This is a genomic window from Stenotrophomonas sp. CC22-02, from assembly GCF_004365115.1.
Lineage (GTDB): Bacteria > Pseudomonadota > Gammaproteobacteria > Xanthomonadales > Xanthomonadaceae > Stenotrophomonas > Stenotrophomonas forensis.
On record NZ_SOCO01000001.1, the window covers coordinates 1289590 to 1310020 of the forward strand.

The 20431-nt window shown below is 67.4% G+C and carries 14 protein-coding genes and 1 pseudogene; 10 read left to right on the forward strand and 5 right to left on the reverse strand.

The features are described from left to right. Positions 1-51 precede the first annotated feature (51 nt). Positions 52-930, forward strand: coding sequence for a pseudouridine synthase (locus N440_RS06195; RefSeq protein WP_133934427.1), 879 nt, complete (start codon positions 52-54; stop codon positions 928-930). 6 nt (positions 931-936) lie between these two features. Here the strand turns inward: N440_RS06195 and N440_RS06200 are convergent, their stop codons facing one another. Continuing rightward, complete coding sequence (locus tag N440_RS06200; protein WP_049457318.1) at positions 937-1425, reverse strand: YaiI/YqxD family protein; 489 nt, start codon at positions 1423-1425, stop codon at positions 937-939. Between the two features lie 301 nt (positions 1426-1726). On the opposite strand from N440_RS06200, the gene N440_RS06205 reads away from it, so the two are divergent. From N440_RS06205 to N440_RS06220, 4 genes are all read left to right on the forward strand, one after another. Beyond that, entirely contained in the window at positions 1727-1936 is a 210-nt protein-coding gene (locus N440_RS06205; RefSeq protein WP_004153307.1) for a cold-shock protein, read from the forward strand. Between the two features lie 182 nt (positions 1937-2118). Then, positions 2119-2808 carry a glutathione S-transferase gene (locus tag N440_RS06210; protein WP_133934428.1) on the forward strand — a complete coding sequence of 230 codons (690 nt, stop codon included), beginning with the start codon at positions 2119-2121 and terminating at the stop codon, positions 2806-2808. 32 nt (positions 2809-2840) lie between these two features. Further along, positions 2841-4406: a YdiU family protein gene (locus N440_RS06215; RefSeq protein WP_133934429.1), complete on the forward strand. Its 1566-nt coding sequence runs from the start codon at positions 2841-2843 to the stop codon at positions 4404-4406. A gap of 594 nt (positions 4407-5000) precedes the next feature. Next, positions 5001-5537, forward strand: a complete 537-nt coding sequence (locus N440_RS06220) for an adenine phosphoribosyltransferase (protein WP_133934430.1) — start codon at positions 5001-5003, stop codon at positions 5535-5537. Between the two features lie 78 nt (positions 5538-5615). Here N440_RS06220 and dbpA read toward each other — a convergent pair whose 3' ends face one another. Then, complete coding sequence (gene dbpA / locus N440_RS06225) at positions 5616-6992, reverse strand: ATP-dependent RNA helicase DbpA (protein ID WP_133934431.1); 1377 nt, start codon at positions 6990-6992, stop codon at positions 5616-5618. An 84-nt stretch (positions 6993-7076) separates the two neighbouring features. Further along, positions 7077-8156: a YeiH family protein gene (locus N440_RS06230; protein WP_133934432.1), complete on the reverse strand. Its 1080-nt coding sequence runs from the start codon at positions 8154-8156 to the stop codon at positions 7077-7079. 102 nt (positions 8157-8258) lie between these two features. Between N440_RS06230 and N440_RS06235 the strand changes: the two genes are divergently transcribed. Together N440_RS06235 and N440_RS06240 are read left to right on the forward strand one after the other, a co-directional pair. Further along, positions 8259-9134, forward strand: coding sequence for a LysR family transcriptional regulator (locus N440_RS06235; protein ID WP_133934433.1), 876 nt, complete (start codon positions 8259-8261; stop codon positions 9132-9134). A 435-nt stretch (positions 9135-9569) separates the two neighbouring features. Continuing rightward, positions 9570-11450, forward strand: a complete 1881-nt coding sequence (locus N440_RS06240) for an ATP-binding cassette domain-containing protein (protein WP_133934434.1) — start codon at positions 9570-9572, stop codon at positions 11448-11450. Positions 11451-11551: 101 nt separating this feature from the next. On the opposite strand, the gene N440_RS06245 is transcribed toward N440_RS06240, so the two are convergent. Beyond that, positions 11552-12013 (reverse strand): cytochrome c, encoded by a 462-nt coding sequence (locus N440_RS06245; RefSeq protein WP_133934435.1) that lies wholly within the window; start codon positions 12011-12013, stop codon positions 11552-11554. Positions 12014-12022: 9 nt separating this feature from the next. Beyond that, a complete protein-coding gene (locus N440_RS06250; protein WP_133934436.1) occupies positions 12023-12412 on the reverse strand; it encodes a c-type cytochrome in 390 nt (129 codons plus the stop codon). A gap of 205 nt (positions 12413-12617) precedes the next feature. On the opposite strand from N440_RS06250, the gene N440_RS06255 reads away from it, so the two are divergent. The 3 genes and pseudogenes from N440_RS06255 (at position 12618) to N440_RS06265 (ending at position 20370) form a co-directional block, all read left to right on the forward strand. Beyond that, positions 12618-13769, forward strand: coding sequence for an efflux RND transporter periplasmic adaptor subunit (locus N440_RS06255; RefSeq protein ID WP_133934437.1), 1152 nt, complete (start codon positions 12618-12620; stop codon positions 13767-13769). Positions 13770-13831: 62 nt separating this feature from the next. Beyond that, positions 13832-17287 (forward strand): annotated as a pseudogene (locus tag N440_RS06260) (efflux RND transporter permease subunit); the annotation flags it as partial. Beyond that, positions 17284-20370 (forward strand): efflux RND transporter permease subunit, encoded by a 3087-nt coding sequence (locus N440_RS06265; protein ID WP_133934439.1) that lies wholly within the window; start codon positions 17284-17286, stop codon positions 20368-20370. The pseudogene N440_RS06260 and the gene N440_RS06265, both read left to right, overlap by 4 nt. Positions 20371-20431 lie beyond the last annotated feature (61 nt).

The following is a 20431-nucleotide window of genomic DNA, read 5'->3' on the forward strand; positions in this document are numbered from 1 at the left end:
AGCGTCAACGTGGCACGCTTGCACGCTCTATCCACCGCAGGAATGGACGCGATGACCCCGCCCAGCCGGTTGCAGCTGCCGCCCGGACACTGGCCCAGCCTGCTCGATGGCCTGTGCGCGCGTTTCCCGCGCATCGACCGCGCGCAATGGCAGGACCGCTTCGCCCGTGGTCGCGTGCAGGACGCGCAGGGCAGGGCGCTGGCGCCGGACCTGCCCTGGCAGGTGGGGCTGGAGATCCAGTACTTCCGCGAGGTGGCCGACGAGCCGGTGATTCCGTTCGCCGAGACCATCGTTCATCTGGATGCGCACCTGCTGGTGGCCGACAAGCCGCACTTCCTGCCGGTGACGCCGGCCGGCCGGCACGTGCGCGAAACCCTGCTGGCGCGTCTGATCACCCGCACCGGCAACGCCGAGCTGGTGCCGCTGCACCGGCTGGATCGGCTGACGGCCGGGCTGGTGCTGTTCTCCACGCAGCCGGCCTCACGCGATGCCTACCAGCGGCTGTTCCGCGAACGGCGCATCGAGAAGACCTACGAGGCGCTGGCACCGGCCCTGCCGGGCGTGGCGTTCCCACTGCAGCGGCATAGCCGGCTGGTGCCGGGCGAGCCGTTCTTCCGCATGGTCGAAGCGCCGGGCGAGCCCAATGCGCGGAGCCGGATCGAACTGATCGAGGCGGAGGGATCGATCTGGCACTACCGGCTGCGGCCCGAGACCGGCCGCAAGCACCAGCTGCGCGTGCACATGGCCGCGCTGGGCGCGCCGATCGAGGGCGATGACCTGTATCCGCAACTGAGGTCGCGCCCGGAGGGGGCGGTCGAGCCGCCGCTGCAGCTGCTGGCACAGGGGCTGGCCTTCGATGATCCGCTCAGCGGGGAACGGCGGCAGTTCAGCAGCCAGCGCCGCCTGTGCCTGCCGGATCAGGCGGAGTAGCGCCGTTCAGCGGCCGGGACGCCGGGCCAGCCAACGGTCCAGTTCGGCGGCGAACAGCTGCCGGTCGCGTGGGCCGAGGGGCGGCGGGCCCCCGGTCTGGACCCCGGCGCCGCGCAGTTCTTCCATGAAATTGCGCATCGACAGCCGCTCGGCCATGTTGTTCGGGGTGTACAGCTGGCCGCGCGGGTTCAGCGCGACGGCCTTCTTCTCCAGCACCAGCGCGGCCAGCGGGATGTCCTGGGTGACCACCAGGTCGCCGGCGGCAACCCGCTCGACGATGGCGCTGTCGGCCACATCCAGGCCCTGTGGCACCTGGATCGAACGCAACCAGCGCGACGGCGGGGTGCGGATCCACTGGTTGGCGACCAGGGTCAGCTCGATCCCGACCCGTTCAGCGGCCCGGAACAGGATGTCGCGAATGACGCCGGGGCAGGCGTCCGCATCCACCCAGATGCGAGGGAGGGCGGGTTCAGCTTGGGTTTCAGCTTCAGTCATTTACCCAGTGTAGGGTAGGAAAAACCTGAATGGGGACTCGGAGTTAGCCACGATCGGCTGCCAGCCCTTGTCACGCCTAGCGGGCAGGGCCTGCCCATGAACGTCCGGGCTATCGCTTTTTGCAGAAAACACGCGTATCGTTGGTCCCACTGTGTTTGCTAGGGTCACCGTGAATCGTGGCCTGGTGCAGTTGATCTCACGATCCGCTCATCGATCCGCTTTACCAACGCCTGCAACTCAGTCTCGGCCCCGATACCCGGTGGCTGCGATTTTATCAACATGTGTTTCAGGAGTTAGTCAAATGTCTGATCGTCAGACCGGCACCGTCAAGTGGTTCAACGACGCCAAGGGCTTCGGCTTCATCACCCCGGAAAGCGGCCCGGACCTGTTTGTGCACTTCCGTGCCATCCAGGGCACCGGCTTCAAGACCCTGCAGGAAGGCCAGAAGGTTACCTTCATCGCCGTCCAGGGTCAGAAGGGTATGCAGGCTGACCAGGTGCAGGCGGTCTAATCCGTCTGCTACCGTTAGGTAGCCAGAACGCCGGAAGCGAAAGCTTCCGGCGTTTTTTATTGCCCGCCGTTTTGTAGAGTCGAGCTTGCTCGACTGTTTTCAGCGGCAGTCGAGCAAGCTCGACTCTACAAGCGGCATGCACCCCGCGCGGTACGATGCAGGTCTTTCCAAGGATCATCCTCATGCGCATCGTCCACCACCTGGAAAACTCCCGCTCGCTGCGCGTGCTGTGGATGCTGGAAGAGTTGGGGCTGGACTACGAACTGCGCCGCTATCCGCGCGACCCGAAAACGCTGCTGGCGCCGCCCGAGCTGCGCAACGTGCATCCACTCGGCAAGTCGCCGGTGCTGCAGGACGGTGAGCTGGTGCTGGCCGAGTCCGGCGCGATCCTCGACTACCTTGCCGACCGCTACGACAGCCAGCGCCAGCTGTCGCCGTCACCGATGCCGGCCGAGGGCGCCGAGCGCATCGCCTACCGCTACTGGCTGCACTACGCCGAAGGCTCGGCAATGCCGCCGTTGCTGCTGACGCTGGTGATGGGGCGCATCCGCAACGCGCCGATGCCGTTCTTCGCGCGCCCGATCGCGCGCAGCATTGCCGACAAGGCCGAGCGGGGTTTCATCGGCCCGCAGCGGCGCCTGCACCTGGACTGGATGGAGCGCCGCCTGACCGAAAGCCCGTGGTTCGCGGGTGAGCGGTTCAGTGCGGCCGACATCCAGATGAGCTTCCCGATCCAGGCTGCGGCCGCGCGCGGCGGCGGTCTCGATGACAAACCTGCGCTGCGTGGCTTCCTCAAGCGCATCGGCGAGCGGCCGGCCTACCAGCGCGCCGAGGCCCACGGCGGCCATCTTCAGGCGCTCAGCGGCAATTGAGGCGGGCGGCGGTCGCCCCCATCTTCAAGGTCATGGATACCGACTCCCCCCGTTTCGACAACCGTTTGCTGCACAGTCTGCCGGGTGACTCCGAATCCGGCCCGCGCCGCCGTGAAGTGCTGGGCGCGGCCTGGTCACCGGTAATGCCCACGCCGGTGGCAGCGCCCGCTCTGCTGGCGTGGTCGCCGGAGGTGGCCAGGATGCTGGGTTTCGATGCCGCTGAAGTCGAGGGCGAAGGCTTCGCCCGCGTGTTCGGCGGCAATGCGCTGTACGCCGGCATGCAGCCGTGGGCGGCCAACTACGGCGGGCATCAGTTCGGCCACTGGGCCGGGCAGCTGGGCGATGGCCGTGCGATCTCACTGGGTGAACTGGTGGCGCCGGATGGACGCCACTGGGAGCTGCAGCTGAAGGGCGCGGGCCCGACGCCGTATTCGCGCGGTGCCGATGGTCGCGCGGTACTGCGCTCGTCGATCCGCGAATTCCTGTGCAGCGAAGCGATGCACCACCTCGGGGTGCCGACCACGCGTGCATTGTCGCTGGTCGGCACCGGCGAAGACGTGGTGCGCGACATGTTCTATGACGGCCACCCGCGTGCCGAGCCTGGCGCCATCGTGTGCCGCGTGTCGCCCTCGTTCCTGCGCTTCGGTTCGTTCGAACTGCCGGCTTCGCGCGGTGAAACCGCGTTGCTGCAGCAGCTGGTCGATGCCTGCATCGCCCGCGATTTTCCCGAGCTGGAGGGGCAGGGCGAGGCGCTGCATGGCGACTGGTTCGCGCAGGTTGCGGTGCGCACCGCCGAGATGATCGCGCACTGGATGCGCGTGGGTTTCGTGCATGGCGTGATGAACACCGACAACCTGTCCGTGCTCGGCCTCACGCTCGATTACGGCCCCTACGGTTGGGTCGAGGACTTCGACCCGGACTGGACGCCGAACACCACCGACGCGCAGGGCCGCCGTTACCGCTTTGGTACGCAGCCACAGGTGGCGTACTGGAACCTGAGCCGGTTGGCGCAGGCGCTGTCGCCGCTGTTTGCCGATGTGGCACCGCTGCAGGCCGGTCTGGCCGCCTACCAGTCCACCTTCGTGGCATGCACGCGTCGCGACGCCGCCGCCAAGCTCGGCCTGGCCGCGGCCGACGATGACGACCTGCAGCTCTACCTGCGCTGGCAGCAACTGATGCAGGACGGCGCGATGGACATGACCCTGGCCTGGCGCGCGCTGATGCGCATCGATCCGGCGGCGCCGGATGCGGCGGTGCTGGACGCGGTGTACTACGACGAGACGCGCCAGCAGGCGGTGCGGGCGCCGTTGCAGCAGTGGTTGCAGGACTACGCGACGCGGTTGCGCGCCGATCCGCTGTCGGCCAGCGAACGCATGGCGAAGATGGGCGCCGCAAATCCGCTGTACGTGCTGCGCAACTGGCTGGCGCAGGAGGCGATCGACCGCGCGGAGCAGGGTGACCTCGGTGGCGTGCATGCACTGCAGGAGGTGCTGCGCGACCCGTACACCGAACGCCCGGGGCTTGAATACTTCGCCGGCAAGCGCCCGGCGTGGGCCGACAACCGCGCGGGCTGCTCGATGCTGTCCTGCAGTTCCTGAGGATGGGTGTTGGCAGGGCTGCGCCCTGCACCTGCAGAGGCAACAGCCAAAGCCAAAGCGGCTCTGGATTGCTGAAGGTCTGGCGGGGCGGTGTGGGGCTGCAGGACACGCCGTAAACCCATCCATGGGGGCTCGATGGCGCCATCCATGGCGCCAACGGTCCTGCAGCCCCACACCGCCCCACCTCCGACAGATTCCCGCTGCTGTGGGTGGGTGTCGACCTTGGTCGACACGGTAGATCCACGCCATGCGTGGATGCTTTTCGATTCCAATTCGAAATATTCGATTCCGACGGAGATTCATCCACGCATGGCGTGGATCTACTGCAGATCGCAGAAATCTGTCGAAGGCGGGGTGGGTCCGGTTGCGGGAGTGTCCGCGGCATGGATGCCGCGGCCAAGCCCCCAAGGATGGGTTTACGGCGTCTCCCGCAACCTGACCCACCCCGCCATCCCTCGGAATGCGGCTTTTGCCTTCGCCTTTGCTTGCGCGGTGGCCTCTGCAGGTGCCGGGCGCAGCCCGGCCGATACCCCTCAACAGGCAGGCAACGGCCGGAACAGGTACCCTATGCCGCCATCAGATAGCCAACGTGACATGACCGACGCCCTCGTCGCTCCGCAGTGGGCCTCCCGCCTGCGCGACATCGCCGACTTCCCCAAGCCCGGCATCCTCTTCAAGGACATCATGCCGCTGCTCGCCCACGGCGAGGACTTCCGTGGTGCGATCAGCGCGATGGCCGACCGTTGGCGCGACCAGAAGCTGGACGCGGTGGTCGGCATTGAATCGCGTGGTTTCATCCTCGGCGCCGCGATGGCGCTGGAACTGGGCGTGGGCTTCGTGCCGGTGCGCAAGCCGGGCAAGCTGCCGGGCCAGGTGCTGCGCGAGGAGTACACGCTGGAGTACCGCAGCGACTGCATCGAAGTGCACGCCGATGCGCTGCCGGCCGGCGCCCGCGTCGCGATCATCGACGACGTGCTGGCGACCGGCGGCACGCTGGTCGCCGCGTTGTCGCTGGTGCGCCGCCTGGGTGTCGACGTGGTCGGTGCCGGCGTGCTGGTCGAGCTGGACGGCCTGGGTGGCCGTGCCCGCTGGGAAGCGGATCTGCCGCTGCACACCGAACTGGTGTTCTGATCGTAGGGTGAGTGCCAACCAAGGTTGGCACCTGCCAGGTCATGCCGTTGCCAACCGTGGTTGGCAACGTTGCTTCAATCACATCATCCGCACACGGAATCGACGGCCCTTGATCTTGCCGGCTTCCAGCTTCGCCACGGCCTTGTTGGCCTGCTCGCGGGCGATCGCCACGTAGGAGCGGGTCGGGAAGATCGCGATCTTGCCGATGAACTTGCTCGACAGGCCGGCGTCACCGGTCAGTGCGCCGAGGATATCGCCCGGGCGCAGCTTGTCGGTCTTGCCACCATCGATGCGCAGCGTGCGCATTGCCGCCTGCGGCAGTTCGGCCGGGCGCGACGTTGCCAGCGGCGTTTTCTGCCAGTCCAGCGGCTGACCCATTTGCGCTTCGATCGCTTCGGCACGGGTCTTCTCGCGGCCGGCCACCAGGCTGATCGCCAGGCCACTGGCACCGGCACGGCCGGTTCGGCCCACGCGGTGCTGGTAGCTCTCCACGTCGGTCGGCAGTTCGTAGTTGATCACCGCCGCAAGCTCTTCCACGTCCAGCCCGCGCGCGGCCACGTCGCTGGCGACCAGCACGTTGCAGCTGCGGTTGGCCAGCAGCAGCAGTACTTCCTCGCGGTCGCGCTGTTCCATGTCGCCGTGCAGGGCGAGGGCGGAGAAGCCGAACTGCTGCAGCGAGTTGGCCACTTCGTCCACGTCCTTGCGGGTGTTGCAGAACACCACCGCCGATTCGGGCGTGTACTTCAGCAGCAGGCCGGCCAGTGCCTTCTGGCGGTGGGCCGGTTCCACCTCGCAGAACAGGTGGCGGATCGCCGGTGCCTGGTCGGCGCCTTCCACAGTCACTTCCACCGCGTCGCGCAGCAGGTCGCGTGCCATGGCGCGGATGCTGTCGGGGAAGGTGGCCGAGAACAGCAGGCTCTGGCGGTCCTTGTGGGTGCGGCCGGCGATCTCGCGGATCGGCTCCTCGAAGCCCATGTCGAGCATGCGGTCGGCCTCGTCCAGCACCAGCGTGCGCACCGCACCCAGATTCAATGCGCGCTTGCGCGCCAGTTCCTGCACGCGGCCGGGGGTGCCGACCACCACGTGCGGGTCGTGGCCTTCCAGCGACGCCAGCTGCGGGCCCAGCGGCACACCGCCCACCAGCAGCAGCAGCTTCAGGTTGGGAATGCCGGTGGCCAGCTTGCGGATCTGCTTGCCGACCTGGTCGGCCAGTTCGCGGGTCGGGCACAGCACCAGCGCCTGCACGCGGATCAGGCTGGGGTCGATGGACTGCAGCAGGCCCAGGCCGAAGGCGGCGGTCTTGCCGCTGCCGGTCGGCGCCTGTGCGATCACATCACGGCCTTCGAGGATGGCCGGCAGGCTCTGCGCCTGCACAGGGGTGAGGGTGGTGTAGCCGAGGGCATCCAGGCCGGGCTGCAGGGCCGGGCTCAGCGGCAGGGTCGAGAAGTCAGTCATGGCGCATTGTACCCGTCCGCGCGGCAGCTCCCGTCCTGGCGCCTTCATCCATGTGGGTGCCGACCTGGGTCGGCACGCTCCTGCTCAGCCCAGCACCGCCAGCACGCCCTGGTGGATCGCCAGCCCACCGAACAGCAGCCAGGCGAACAGGATCAGCGCCAGCAGCAGCGGCTTCAGCCCAGCCTGGCGCAGCGCCGAGACGTGGGTGGTCAGGCCAAGCGCGGCCATCGCCATCGCCAGCAGCACGGTATCCAGCTGCACCAGCCCGGCCTGCAGGCGGGCCGGCAGCAGGTGCAGCGAGTTGAACCCGGCCACCGCCACGAAACCGAACGCGAACCACGGCACCACGATGCGCGCCTTGCTGCCATCGGCGCTGGCCTTGCCGCCGCGCGCCAGCCACAGCGACAGTGCGACCAGGAACGGTGCCAGCAGCATTACCCGTACCATCTTGGTGATCACTGCGGTATCGGCCGCCGCTTCGCTGACCGCGCGGCCCGCGGCCACCACCTGGGCCACTTCGTGCACCGTCGCACCGGCGAACAGGCCGTACTGGCGTGCGTCCATGGCCAGCCAGCCATGCGACTGCACCAGTGCATACAGGGCGGGGTACAGGAACATCGCCAGCGTGCCGAACACCACCACCGTCGACACCGCGACGGTGACCTGCGCCGCACGGCCGCGCACCACCGGCTCGGCAGCCATCACCGCCGCCGCGCCGCAGATTGCGCTGCCGGCACCGATCAGCATTGCCGCCTCGCGCTCCATCCTGAAAACGCGCACGCCCAGCCAGCAGGCCAGGCCGAACGTGCTGGCGACCACCAGCACGTCCATCAGCACGCCGCTGACGCCGACATGGCCGATGTCCTGGAAGGTCAGGCGCAGGCCGTACAGCACGATGCCGGCGCGCAGCAGCCAGTGCTTGGAAAAGCCGACGCCGGCCGCGCTGCTCGGCGCCAGCCGTGGGTAGAGGGAGTTGCCGACCACGATGCCGGCGACGATGGCCACGGTCAGCGCGCTCAGGCCGTGCGCCTGCAGCCAGGGCAGCTCGGCCAGGTACAGCGACGCCGCTGCGATCAGGCCGACCAGCAACAGGCCGGGCAGGCGCGGTTGCCAGCGTTGGCGCAGGGCGGGCAGGGACCAGGGGGAGAGGGCAGGGGCATTCATGACGGGGGCGGGGCTGAAGTAATGGCGCCAGCGTGCGCCTGTGTGATTGACCTGTAAAACGAATAATATGGGTGAAAGCTACCTATAAAGCGGGTAATTGTCATGCGCCTGACCTTGCGCCAGCTGCAGGTCTTCGTCGCCATCGCTGACCACGGCAGCACCACCGCTGCGGGCCAGGCCATCGCGCTCTCGCAGTCGGCCAGCAGCGCCGCCCTGCAGGAGCTGGAGGCACATTTCGGCACCCCGCTGTTCGACCGCATCGGCCGTCGCCTGGCCCTGAACGGGCACGGCCGAGCGTTGCTGGAGCCGGCGCGCGCGTTGCTGGTCAATGCCGCCGACCTGGAGCGACAGCTGGCCGCGGGCGGCGACCCGGCGCAGGGTGCACCGCTGCGGCTGGTGCTGGCCGCCAGTACCACCATCGGCAATTACCTGCTGCCGCCGCGCATCGCCGAGCTGCTGCGGCAGGCGCCACAGGCCGAGGTCGACCTGCGCATCGACAACAGTGCCGGCGTGGTCGCTGCCGTGCAGCGGCTGGACGTTGACGCAGGCCTGATCGAGGGCCCGTGCCACGAGCGTGGCCTGCAGGTCACCGCCTGGCAGCAGGATCCGTTGGTGATTGTCGCGGCCGCCGACGCCCCGGCGCGATGGACGATGGATGAACTGCGCAGCGCCCGCTGGCTGCTGCGCGAACCCGGCTCCGGCACCCGCGAAGCCGTCGAACAGGCCCTGCTGCCGCACCTGCGCGGATTCGCCCAGACCTTGCAGCTGGGCAATACCGAAGCGATCAAGCAGGCCGCCATCGCCGGCCTCGGCCTGGCCTGCCTCTCGCGCCACGCGCTGGAAGAGCCGCTGGCTCTCGGCCGCCTGCGCGTGCTGGAGACCCCGCTGCCCACTCTGCAGCGCACCCTGTGGCTGGTACGCCACCCGGGCAAGCACTGGTTGCCGGGCTTGCAGGCGTTGCTGGGGGAAGTGGGGTAAGCCATCAGACGCCCGGCCGATTCCATCCCTCGACACTTTTTGTAGCTTTTGTAGCGCTCATCCACGCAGGGCGTGGATCTACCGTGTCGACCAGGGTTGACACCCACCAGAGCAGAATGCCGTTCCGACAGATCGCGATGAACCGTCAGAGGCGGGGCGGTGTGGGGCTGCAGGACCGTTGGCGCCATGGATGGCGCCATCGAGCCCCCAGGGGTGAGGGCGCTTTGCTTGCGAAGCACTGCTTCGCAAGCGCCCGAACGCACAGCCGCCAGCGGCTGGGCCGGACCGCGGAGCGGGGTTTACGGCGTGTCCTGCAGCCCCACACCGCCCCGCCTGCCACCGCAAGTCGCTTTTGACGTTGCTTTGGCTGCGGCCGTTGCCTCTGCGGGTGCCGGGTGCAACCCGGCCGACGCCCCCAACCCGTACAATATCCGGATGCCTCTGATTACTCTGCAGAACGTCGACTTCAGCGTCGGCGGCCCGTTGTTGCTGGAAAAGGCCGAACTGTCGATCGAGCCGGGCGAACGCATCGCCCTGATCGGCCGCAACGGCGCCGGCAAATCCACCCTGCTCAAGCTGCTGTCCGGCGACCACAAGCCCGATGACGGCGAAGTCCGCGTGCAGCAGGGCGTGCGCGTCACCCGCCTGGAGCAGGAAGTGCCGCACGGCGCGGCCGGTTCGGTGTTCGACGTCGTCGCCGATGGCCTGGGCGAACTGGGCCAGTGGCTGGCCGAGTTCCATCACCTCAGCCACGCCGAGGTGTTCGATGGCGAAGCCCTCGGCAACGTGCAGGCCAAGATCGACGCCGCCAACGGCTGGGGCCTGGACCAGCGCGTCAGCGAAACCCTGACCAAGCTCGACCTCGACGGCGAAGCCGAATTCGGCCGCCTGTCCGGCGGCATGAAGCGCCGCGTGCTGCTGGCGCGCGCGCTGGTGTCCAGCCCGGACGTGCTGCTGCTGGACGAACCGACCAACCATCTCGACATCGAAGCCATCGATTGGCTCGAAGCGTTCCTGAAGGGCTGGAGCGGCAGCGTGGTGTTCGTCACCCATGACCGCCGCTTCCTGCGTGCGCTGGCCACCCGCATCGTCGAGATCGACCGCGGCCAGGTCACCAGCTGGCCGGGCGACTGGGCCAACTACGAGCGCCGCCGCGAGGAACGCCTCAACGCGCAGGCACAGGAAAATGCACGCTTCGACAAGCTGCTGGCGCAGGAAGAAGTCTGGATCCGCCAGGGCATCAAGGCGCGCCGTACCCGTGACGAAGGCCGCGTGCGCCGCCTGAAGGCGATGCGCACCGAACGTTCGCAGCGTCGCGATCTCAGCGGCAACGTCAAGATGGAAGCCGCACAGGGCGTCAGCTCGGGCAAGAAGGTCATCGACGTCAAGGACATTTCGTTCGCCTTCGGCGAGCGCACCATGGTCCGCGATTTCACCACCACCATCCTGCGTGGCGACCGCATCGGCCTGATCGGCCCCAACGGCAGCGGCAAGACCACGCTGCTGAAGCTGCTGCTGGGCGAACTGCAGCCGGCCAAGGGCGAGGTCAACGCGGGCACCAACCTGCAGATCGCCTATTTCGACCAGTACCGCGCAGTGCTGCGCGAAGACTGGAGCGCGATCGAGAACGTGGCCGAAGGCCGTGATTTCCTCGAGTTCAACGGCAAGCGCAAGCACGTGCACGCCTACCTGCAGGACTTCATGTTCACCCCGGAACGCGCGCGTGCGCCGATCACCCGCCTGTCCGGCGGCGAGCGCAACCGCCTGCTGCTGGCCAAGCTGTTCGCACAGCCGTCCAACCTGCTGGTGATGGACGAACCGACCAACGACCTCGACGTGGAAACCCTGGAGCTGCTGGAAGAGCTGCTGGGCGAGTACACCGGCACCCTGCTGCTGGTCAGCCACGACCGTGACTTCATCGACAACGTGGTGACCTCCACGCTGGTGATGGAAGGCGACGGCGTGATTGGTGAGTACGTGGGTGGCTACAGCGACTGGCAGCGCTATGCCGCCAGCGTGGCAGCGCCTGCCGCGGCCCCGGTCGCCAAGCCCGCGGCAGCTGCACCGGCCGCCACGGCTGCTGCTCCTGCAGCGCCCAAGCGCAAGCTGGCCTACAAGGAAGCGCGCGAACTGGAACAGCTGCCGAAGACCATCGAGAAGCTGGAAGGCGACGTCGAAGGGCTGACCTCGGCGATGAACGACCCGTCGTTCTACACCCGCAGCAGTGCCGAAGTGACCGCGCACACGCAGCAGCTGGCCAAGGTCCAGGCCGAGCTGGATGCCGCGTACGCGCGCTGGGAAGAACTGGAAGGCTGAGCACCGGTCGGCGCTGCCGGTGGACAATCAGTAGATCCACGCCATGCGTGGATGGCGGCATCAGTGCGGACCAAGGTCCGCACCCACCGGGGGGCCAGCGCTCATTTGACCCCGTGCAGATCCCGCAGCTGGCTCGGCCGGCTGCCAAAGTACGCCGCCAGATCGGCGATGTCCTGATCACTCAGGTCCTTCGCCTGCGGCGTCATCAACGCATGCTGGCGGTCACCGGCGCGGTAGGCCTGCAGGGCATGCGCCAGGTAGTCACCGTACTGGCCACCCAGCTTCGGATAGGTCGCATCGATCGGCGCATTGCCTTCAGCGCCGTGGCAGTCGATGCAGCTCTGGTTGGTGGCCTTGCCCTTCACCTTGGCGCGGGCTTCGCCGGCGGCCTCGCGGCCTGCAGGCAGGCCGGCCGATGAAGAAGAACCGTGTTCGCCGCTGGCATGGCCCGGGTCGGCGGCGGATTTCTCGCTGTTTTCCACCTGCGACTGCGAACAGGCGGCCAGCAGCAGGGCAACGGACAGGGCGATGGCATGACGCATCGGATGCGCGGCTTTCGACATGGGCGGGCCTTACTTGACGGTGGACAGGTAAACAGAGAGATCGGCGATCTCCTGTTCGCTGAAGCTCATCGACTGCGCCTGCATCGTCGGATGCCGGCGCTTGCCCTGACGGTACTCGGTCAGGGCCTGGGCCAGGTACTGCTGGGTCTGGCCGCCGATCTTCGGCACCCGGTAACTGGGGTAGGCGTTCTTGTAGCCGGTGATGCCGTGGCACCCCTGGCAGGTGTAGGCCAGCACGCGGCCATTGTCGAAGTTGCCGGTAGGGGCGGCAGGCGCCGGGGTAGCGGCGGGAGCCGGGGCCGGGGCAGGTGTGGCAGGAGCAGGAGCGGGCTGTGCGGCGGCCCCAAGGGGCAGGAGGACGGCCAGAGCGAGACAAGCGGCGAGCGGCTGCGGGCGCATGGTGTCGTTTCCGGGGATTCGGGTCTGGTCGTTCCGGCGTGGGGTACGGAACGCCCCGAGTATAGCCTCAGGTTTCATCTAGCTGAAATGGGGGTGGGCCGACCAGCGGCGTGAAGACACCATGACCTTTGGGATATGGTGTGGCCGTGAAGTGGTGCATTACTTTGCTACCACACCTGTCCACGCATCCTCCAGGGACCTGACGATGTCGCACCCAACCTTCCTGCCCGGCCGTCGCAGCGGAATCTGCGCTGCCGCACTGCTGATCTCCACCTCCCTGCTGCTGGGCGGTTGCGCCGCAGGGCCCAATTCCGAAGCCAAGGCCGCCGAGACCAAGGAGGAGAAGAAGGTCGATGCGGTCCCGGTCGAAGTGGCGGTGGCCAGCCACCGCGCAGTGGCGGCCAGCTACACCGGCACCGCCGCACTGGAACCGCGCGCCGAATCGCAGGTGGTGGCCAAGACCTCCGGCGTGGCGTTGGCGGTGCTGGTCGAGGAAGGGCAGCGGGTGACCGCCGGCCAGCCGCTGGTGCGGCTGGACCCGGACCGCGCACGCCTGGCCGTTGCCCAGAGCGAAGCGCAGATGCGCAAGCTGGAAAACAACTACCAGCGCGCACAGAAGCTGGTTGGCCAGCAGATGGTCAGCGCCGCCGATGTCGACCAGCTGCGCTTTGACCTGGAAAACGTCCGCGCGCAGTACCGCCTGGCCACGCTGGAACTGTCCTACACCACGGTGGTGGCGCCGATCTCCGGCGTCATCGCGTCGCGCTCGATCAAGACCGGCAACTTCGTGCAGATCAACACGCCGATCTTCCGCATCGTCGACAACTCGCGGCTGGAAGCCACGCTCAACGTGCCCGAGCGCGAGCTGGCCACGCTGCGTGCCGGCCAGCCGGTGACGCTGGTTGCCGATGCGCTGCCGGGCCAGAGTTTCACCGGCACAGTCGATCGCATCGCGCCGGTGGTCGATTCGGGCAGCGGCACGTTTCGCGTGGTCAGTGCCTTCGACGGTGCCGCGCACGCGCTGCAGCCCGGCATGTTCGGGCGCATCCGCATCGATTACGACCAGCGTGCCGATGCGCTCGTGGTGCCGCGCCTTTCGTTGCTCGACGACGGTGAGCCGGCGGTGTTCCGGGTGCGCGAAGGCAAGGTCGCACGGGTTCCGGTCAAGCTGGGTTACGCCGAGGGCCCGTGGGTGGAGATCCGTGATGGCCTGGCGGCCGGTGATCAGGTGGTCACCGCCGGCAAGGTCGCCCTGCGCGACGGCACCGCAGTGCAGGTGATCGCCGATCCGAAGGCCAAGGCGAAGACGGTCGCAGCGTCCGCCACGCCGGCAGACAAGGCCGGGAGCAAGCAATGACCGCCCCGGGCCACGACCACGGTGCCTCGCCGGCGAGCGACGGCGCCGCCGCCGGCCTGCGCGGCGGCCTGGTGGAATTCGCCACCCGCCGCCGCGTGACCATCGCCATGTGCACGGTCACCCTGCTGCTGTTCGGCCTGATCGCGCTGGGCAACCTCAAGGTCAACCTGCTGCCTGACCTGAGCTACCCGACGCTGACCGTGCGTACCGAGTACACCGGTTCGGCGCCGACCGAAATCGAAACCCTGATCACCCAGCCGGTCGAAGAAGCGGTGGGCGTGGTCAAGAACCTGCGCAAGCTGAAGTCAGTCTCGCGCACCGGCCAGAGCGACGTGGTGCTCGAGTTCGCCTGGGGCACCAACATGGACCAGGCCAGCCTGGAGGTGCGCGACAAGATGGAAGCGCTGAACCTGCCGCTGGAGGCGAAGGCCCCGGTGCTGCTGCGCTTCAATCCGTCCACCGAGCCGATCATGCGCCTGGTGCTGTCGAGCAAGACCGCGCCGGCCAGCGATGCCGACGCGATCCGCGAGCTGACCGGCCTGCGTCGTTATGCCGATGAAGACCTGAAGAAGAAGCTGGAGCCGGTCTCCGGCGTGGCCGCAGTCAAGGTCGGCGGTGGCCTGGAAGACGAGATCCAGGTCGACATCGACCAGCAGAAGCTGGCCCAGCTGAACCTGCCGATCGACACCGTCATCAAGCGGCTGAAGGACGAGAACATCAACATCTCCGGTGGCCGCCTGGAGGAGGGTTCGCAGCGTTTCCTGGTGCGTACCGTCAACCAGTTCGCCGATCTGGAAGAGATCCGCAACCTGCTGGTCACCACCCAGGGAAGCAATGGCAGCGCGGCTGATTCGGCGCTGCAGCAGATGTTCAATATCGCTGCGTCGACCGGCTCGGCGGCGGCCATCGCGGCGGCCTCGGCGGCGCAGAGCGCATCGTCCGGCGGCGGTTCCAGCGTGGTTGCCAACGGGGTGCCGGTGCGCCTGAAGGACGTGGCCACCGTGCGCCAGGGCTACAAGGAACGCGAAGCGGTGATCCGCCTGGGCGGCAAGGAATCGGTCGAGCTGGCGATCTACAAGGAAGGCGACGCCAACACCGTGTCCACCGCCCAAGCGCTGCGCAAGCGCCTGGAGCAGATCAAGGGCACGTTCCCGGCCGACGTCGAGATGACCACCATCGAGGACCAGTCGCGCTTCATCGAGCACGCCATCGCCGACGTCAAGAAGGACGCGGTGATCGGTGGCCTGCTGGCGATCCTGATCATCTTCCTGTTCCTGCGCGATGGCTGGAGCACCTTCGTGATCAGCCTGTCGCTGCCGGTCTCGATCATCGCCACGTTCTTCTTCATGGGCCAGCTGGGGCTGAGCTTGAACGTGATGTCGCTGGGCGGCCTGGCGCTGGCCACCGGCCTGGTGGTGGACGACTCGATCGTGGTGCTGGAAAGCATCGCCAAGGCGCGCGAGCGCGGCCTGGGCATCCTGCAGGCCGCCATCGCCGGTACCCGCGAAGTGAGCATGGCCGTGGTCGCCTCGACCCTGACCACCATCGCGGTGTTCCTGCCGCTGGTGTTCGTCGACGGCATCGCCGGCCAGCTGTTCCGCGACCAGGCGTTGACGGTGGCGATCGCCATTGCGATCTCGCTGCTGGTGTCGATGACCCTGATCCCGATGTTGAGCTCGCTGAAGGGACGGCCACCGCTGGCGTTCCCGGAAGAGGCACCGAATGAACCGTGGCAGCCGCAGAACCGCTGGCAGAAGCCGGTCGCGCTGGGCCGCCGTGGCGTCGTCGCAACCGCGCGCTGGGGCTTCTTCGCGCTGGCCTGGCTGATCGTGCGTCTGTGGCGCGGCGTGGTGGCGGTGGTCGGCCCGGTGATGCGCAAGGCCAGCGATCTGGCGATGAAGCCCTACGCGGGTGCCGAGCGCGGCTATCTGCGCCTGCTGCCGAGCGCGTTGGCCCACCCGGGCAAGGTGCTGGGCGTGGCGACCCTCATCTTCGTGGCGACCATGGCACTGGTGCCGATGCTCGGTGCCGACCTGATTCCGCAGCTGGCGCAGGACCGTTTCGAAATGACGGTGAAGCTGCCGGCCGGCACGCCGCTGAAGCAGACCGACGCACTGGTGCGCGAACTGCAGCTGGCACACGGCAAGGGCGAGGGCGTGGCATCGCTGTACGGCGTCAGCGGCAGCGGTACCCGCCTGGATGCGAGCCCGACCGAAAGTGGCGAGAACATCGGCAAGCTGACCGTGGTGATGGAAGGCGGCGGCAACGCACGCACCGAAGCGGCCATCACCGAACGCCTGCGCGGCACCATGGGCCAGCATCCGGGCGCCCAGGTCGATTTCGCACGGCCGGCGTTGTTCAGCTTCTCCACGCCGCTGGAAATCGAACTGCGCGGGCAGGACATGGCGACCCTGGAAGTGGCCGGCCAGCGCCTGGCGGCGATGTTGCGCGGCAATGCGCACTACGCCGACGTGAAGTCGACAGTGGAAGAGGGTTTCCCGGAAATCCAGATCCGCTTCGACCAGGAACGTGCCGGTGCGCTGGGCCTGACCACCCGACAGATCGCCGACGTGGTGGTGAAGAAGGTGCGCGGCGACGTGGCCACGCGCTACAGCTTCCGCGACCGCAAGATCGACGTGCTGGTGCGGGCGCAGGAAGGTGATCGCGCCAGCGTGGAGAGCATCCGTCGGCTGATCGTCAACCCGGGCAGCACGCGCCCGGTCACCCTGGACGCGGTAGCCGATGTGGTCGCCACCACCGGTCCGAGCGAGATCCATCGTGCCGATCAGACACGCGTGGCAGTGGTGTCGGCCAACCTGCGCGACATCGATCTCGGCGCGGCCATGCGCGAAGTGCAGCAGATGGTGGCCGAGCAGCCGCTGGGTGCGGGCGTCGGCCTGCATATCGGCGGCCAGGGCGAGGAGCTTGCGCAGGCGGCGAAGTCGCTGATCTTCGCCTTCGGCCTGGCGATCTTCCTGGTCTACCTGGTGATGGCTTCGCAGTTCGAATCGCTGCTGCATCCGTTCGTGATCCTGTTCACCATCCCGCTGGCGCTGGTCGGCGCGATCCTGGCGCTGATGCTGACCGGCAAGCCCATTTCGGTGGTGGTGTTCATCGGCCTGATCCTGCTGGTCGGCCTGGTCACCAAGAACGCGATCATCCTGATCGACAAGGTCAACCAGCTGCGCGAGGCCGGCGTGGCCAAGCACGAGGCGCTGGTGGAAGGGGCACGCTCGCGCCTGCGGCCGATCATCATGACCACCCTGTGCACGCTGTTCGGCTTCCTGCCGCTGGCGGTGGCGATGGGCGAGGGTGCCGAAGTACGCGCGCCGATGGCGATCACCGTGATCGGCGGCCTGCTGGTGTCGACGCTGCTGACCCTGCTGGTGATCCCGGTGGTGTACGACCTGATGGATCGTCGCGGTGATGCGTACTACCGTGAACGCGGTCGCAAGCACGCAGGTGAGATCGAGCTGGGTGCCGCCGGCAGCGCGGCGGGTGCGGAGGAACCGGCATGAGCGTTGCCGAGTTCTCGATCCGCCGTCCGGTCACCACCATCATGTGCTTCGTGTCGCTGGTGGTGATCGGCCTGATCGCCTCGTTCCGGTTGCCGCTGGAAGCGCTGCCGGACATCTCCGCGCCGTTCCTGTTCGTGCAGATCCCGTACACCGGCTCGACCCCGGAGGAAGTGGAGCGGACCATCATCCGCCCGGTCGAGGAATCGCTGGCAACGATGACCGGCATCAAGCGCATGCGCTCGTCGGCGACCTCCGAGGCGGCGCTGATCTTCATCGAGTTCAGTGACTGGGATCGTGATATCGCCATCGCTGCCTCCGATGCCCGCGAGCGCATCGATGCGATCCGCAGCGACCTGCCCGACGACCTGCAGCGCTACAACGTGTTCAAGTGGTCCAGCAGCGACCAGCCGGTCCTGAAGGTGCGCCTGGCCAGTACCACTGACCTGACCACCGCCTATGACATGCTCGACCGCGAGTTCAAGCGGCGCATCGAGCGTATTCCAGGCGTGGCCCGCGTCGATATCACCGGCGCGCCGCCGAACGAGGTGGAGATTGCCATCGATCCGAACCGGCTCAACGCGCACGGGCTGAGCATCAACGAACTGAGCGAGCGCCTGCGCACGCTGAACTTCTCGATCTCGGCCGGGCAGATCGACGACAACGGCCAACGTGTGCGCGTGCAGCCGGTGGGCGAGATCACCGATCTGCAGGAGATGCGTGACCTGGTGATCAACGCCAAGGGCCTGCGCCTGGGCGACATTGCCGACGTTCGCCTGAAGCCGGCGCGCATGAACTACGGGCGCCGCCTGGACGGCAACCCGGCGGTCGGCCTGGACATCTTCAAGGAGCGCAGCGCCAACCTGGTGGAGGTTTCGCGTGCCGCGCTGGCCGAGGTCGAATCGATCCGCGCCGAGGCGTCCATGCGCGACGTGCAGATCAAGGTGATCGACAATCAGGGCAAGGCGGTGACGTCATCGCTGCTGGAGCTGGCCGAGGCCGGTGCCGTCGGCCTGATCCTGTCGATCACCGTGCTGTTCTTCTTCCTGCGCCACTGGCCTTCGACCCTGATGGTGACGCTGGCGATCCCGATCTGCTTCACCATCACCCTGGGCTTCATGTACTTCGTCGGGGTGACGCTAAACATCCTGACCATGATGGGCCTGCTGCTGGCGGTGGGCATGCTGGTCGACAACGCCGTGGTGGTGGTGGAGAGCATCTACCAGGAACGCGAGCGCATGCCCGGGCAGCCGCGGCTGGCTTCGATCATCGGTACCCGCAACGTGGCCATCGCGCTCAGCGCGGGCACGTTGTGCCACTGCATCGTGTTCGTGCCGAACCTGTTCGGCGAGACCAACAACATCAGCATCTTCATGTCGCAGATCGCGATCACCATCTCGGTCTCGCTGCTGGCTTCGTGGCTGGTTGCGGTCAGCCTGATCCCGATGCTGTCCGCGCGCATGGCCACGCCCAAGCTGGTGCACTCGCAGACCGGCATGATCGCGCGGCTGCAGCGCCGCTACGCCACGCTGCTGGACTGGTCGCTGCACCATCGCGGCTGGAGCCTGCTCGGCATCGTGCTGGTGGTGCTGGTCAGCCTGGTGCCGATGAAGCTGACCAAGATCGACATGTTCGGCGGTGATGGCGGCAAGGACATCTTCATCGGCTACATGTGGAAGGGCGCCTACACCTATCGGCAGATGTCCGATGAAGTGGCACGGGTGGAGAACTGGATCGACCAGAACCGCGAGCGCCTGCATGTGAAGCAGGTCTACTCCTGGTACAGCGAGCAGGAAGGCAGCTCGACCGTGGTCACCCTGGACGAGAAGTACGCCAAGGACATCAAGGCGCTGCAGGAAGAACTGCGCAAGGGCCTGCCGAAGTCCGCCCGCACCGACTACTTCGTCGGCAACCAGGGCGGCGACGGTGGCGGCGGTGGCAACCAGGGCGTGCAGGTGCAGCTGGTCGGCGACTCCAGTTCGATGCTGCAGGAAATCGGCCAGGAAGTGGTGCCGCTGCTGGCCCAGCGTGCCGAGCTGCGCGACGTGCGCATCGACAACGGCGAGAAGGGCGGCGAACTGAAGGTGCGTGTCGATCGTGAGCGTGCCGCAGCATTCGGCTTCAATGCCGAGCAGGTGGCCAGCTTCGTCGGCCTGGCGCTGCGCGGTGCACCGATGCGCGAGTTCCGCCGCGGCGACAACGAGGTGCCGGTGTGGGTGCGTTTCGCCGGTGCCGAGCAGAGCAGCCCGGAAGATCTGGCCGGCTTCAGCGTGCGCACCGGTGATGGCCGCAGCGTGCCGCTGCTGAGCCTGGTCACCGTAGATGTCGGATCGTCCGCCACCCAGATCGGCCGTACCAACCGCCAGACCACGTTGACCATCAAGGCCAACCTGGCCGAGAAGGTCACCGCGCCGGATGGCCGCAAGGCGATGGAAGCGGTGCTCAAGCCGATGAGCTTCCCGGCCGGCTACGGCTTCACCTTCGACGGCGGCGACTACGGCAACGACGACGAGGCGATGCAGCAGATGGTGTTCAACCTGCTCATCGCACTGGTGATGATCTACGTGGTGATGGCGGCGGTATTCGAATCGCTGCTGTTCCCGGCGGCGATCATGAGCGGCGTGCTGTTCTCGATCTTCGGTGTGTTCTGGCTGTTCTGGATCACCGGCACCTCGTTCGGAATCATGTCCTTCATCGGCATCCTGGTGCTGATGGGCGTCGTGGTGAACAACGGCATCGTGATGATCGAGCACATCAACAACCTGCGGCGCGGCGGCATGGGCCGCACCCAGGCGCTGGTGGAAGGCTCACGCGAGCGCCTGCGCCCGATCATGATGACCATGGGCACGGCGATCCTGGCGATGGTGCCGATCTCGCTGACCAATACGCAGATGTTCGGCAATGGCCCGGAGTACGCGCCGATGGCGCGCGCGATCGCCGGGGGGCTGGCGTTCTCGACCGTGGTCAGCCTGCTGTTCCTGCCGACGATCTACGCGGTGCTGGACGACCTGCGCAGCGCCGTGACGCGCCTGATCCGTCGTGCGCGCGGCCTGGAGATGGTAGGGCCGGGCGCTGCCCGGCTGTAATGGGCGACAACGTGTTGTGGTGTGGGGGGAGGCCGGTCGTAGTGGGGCGGCCTCCCCCCTT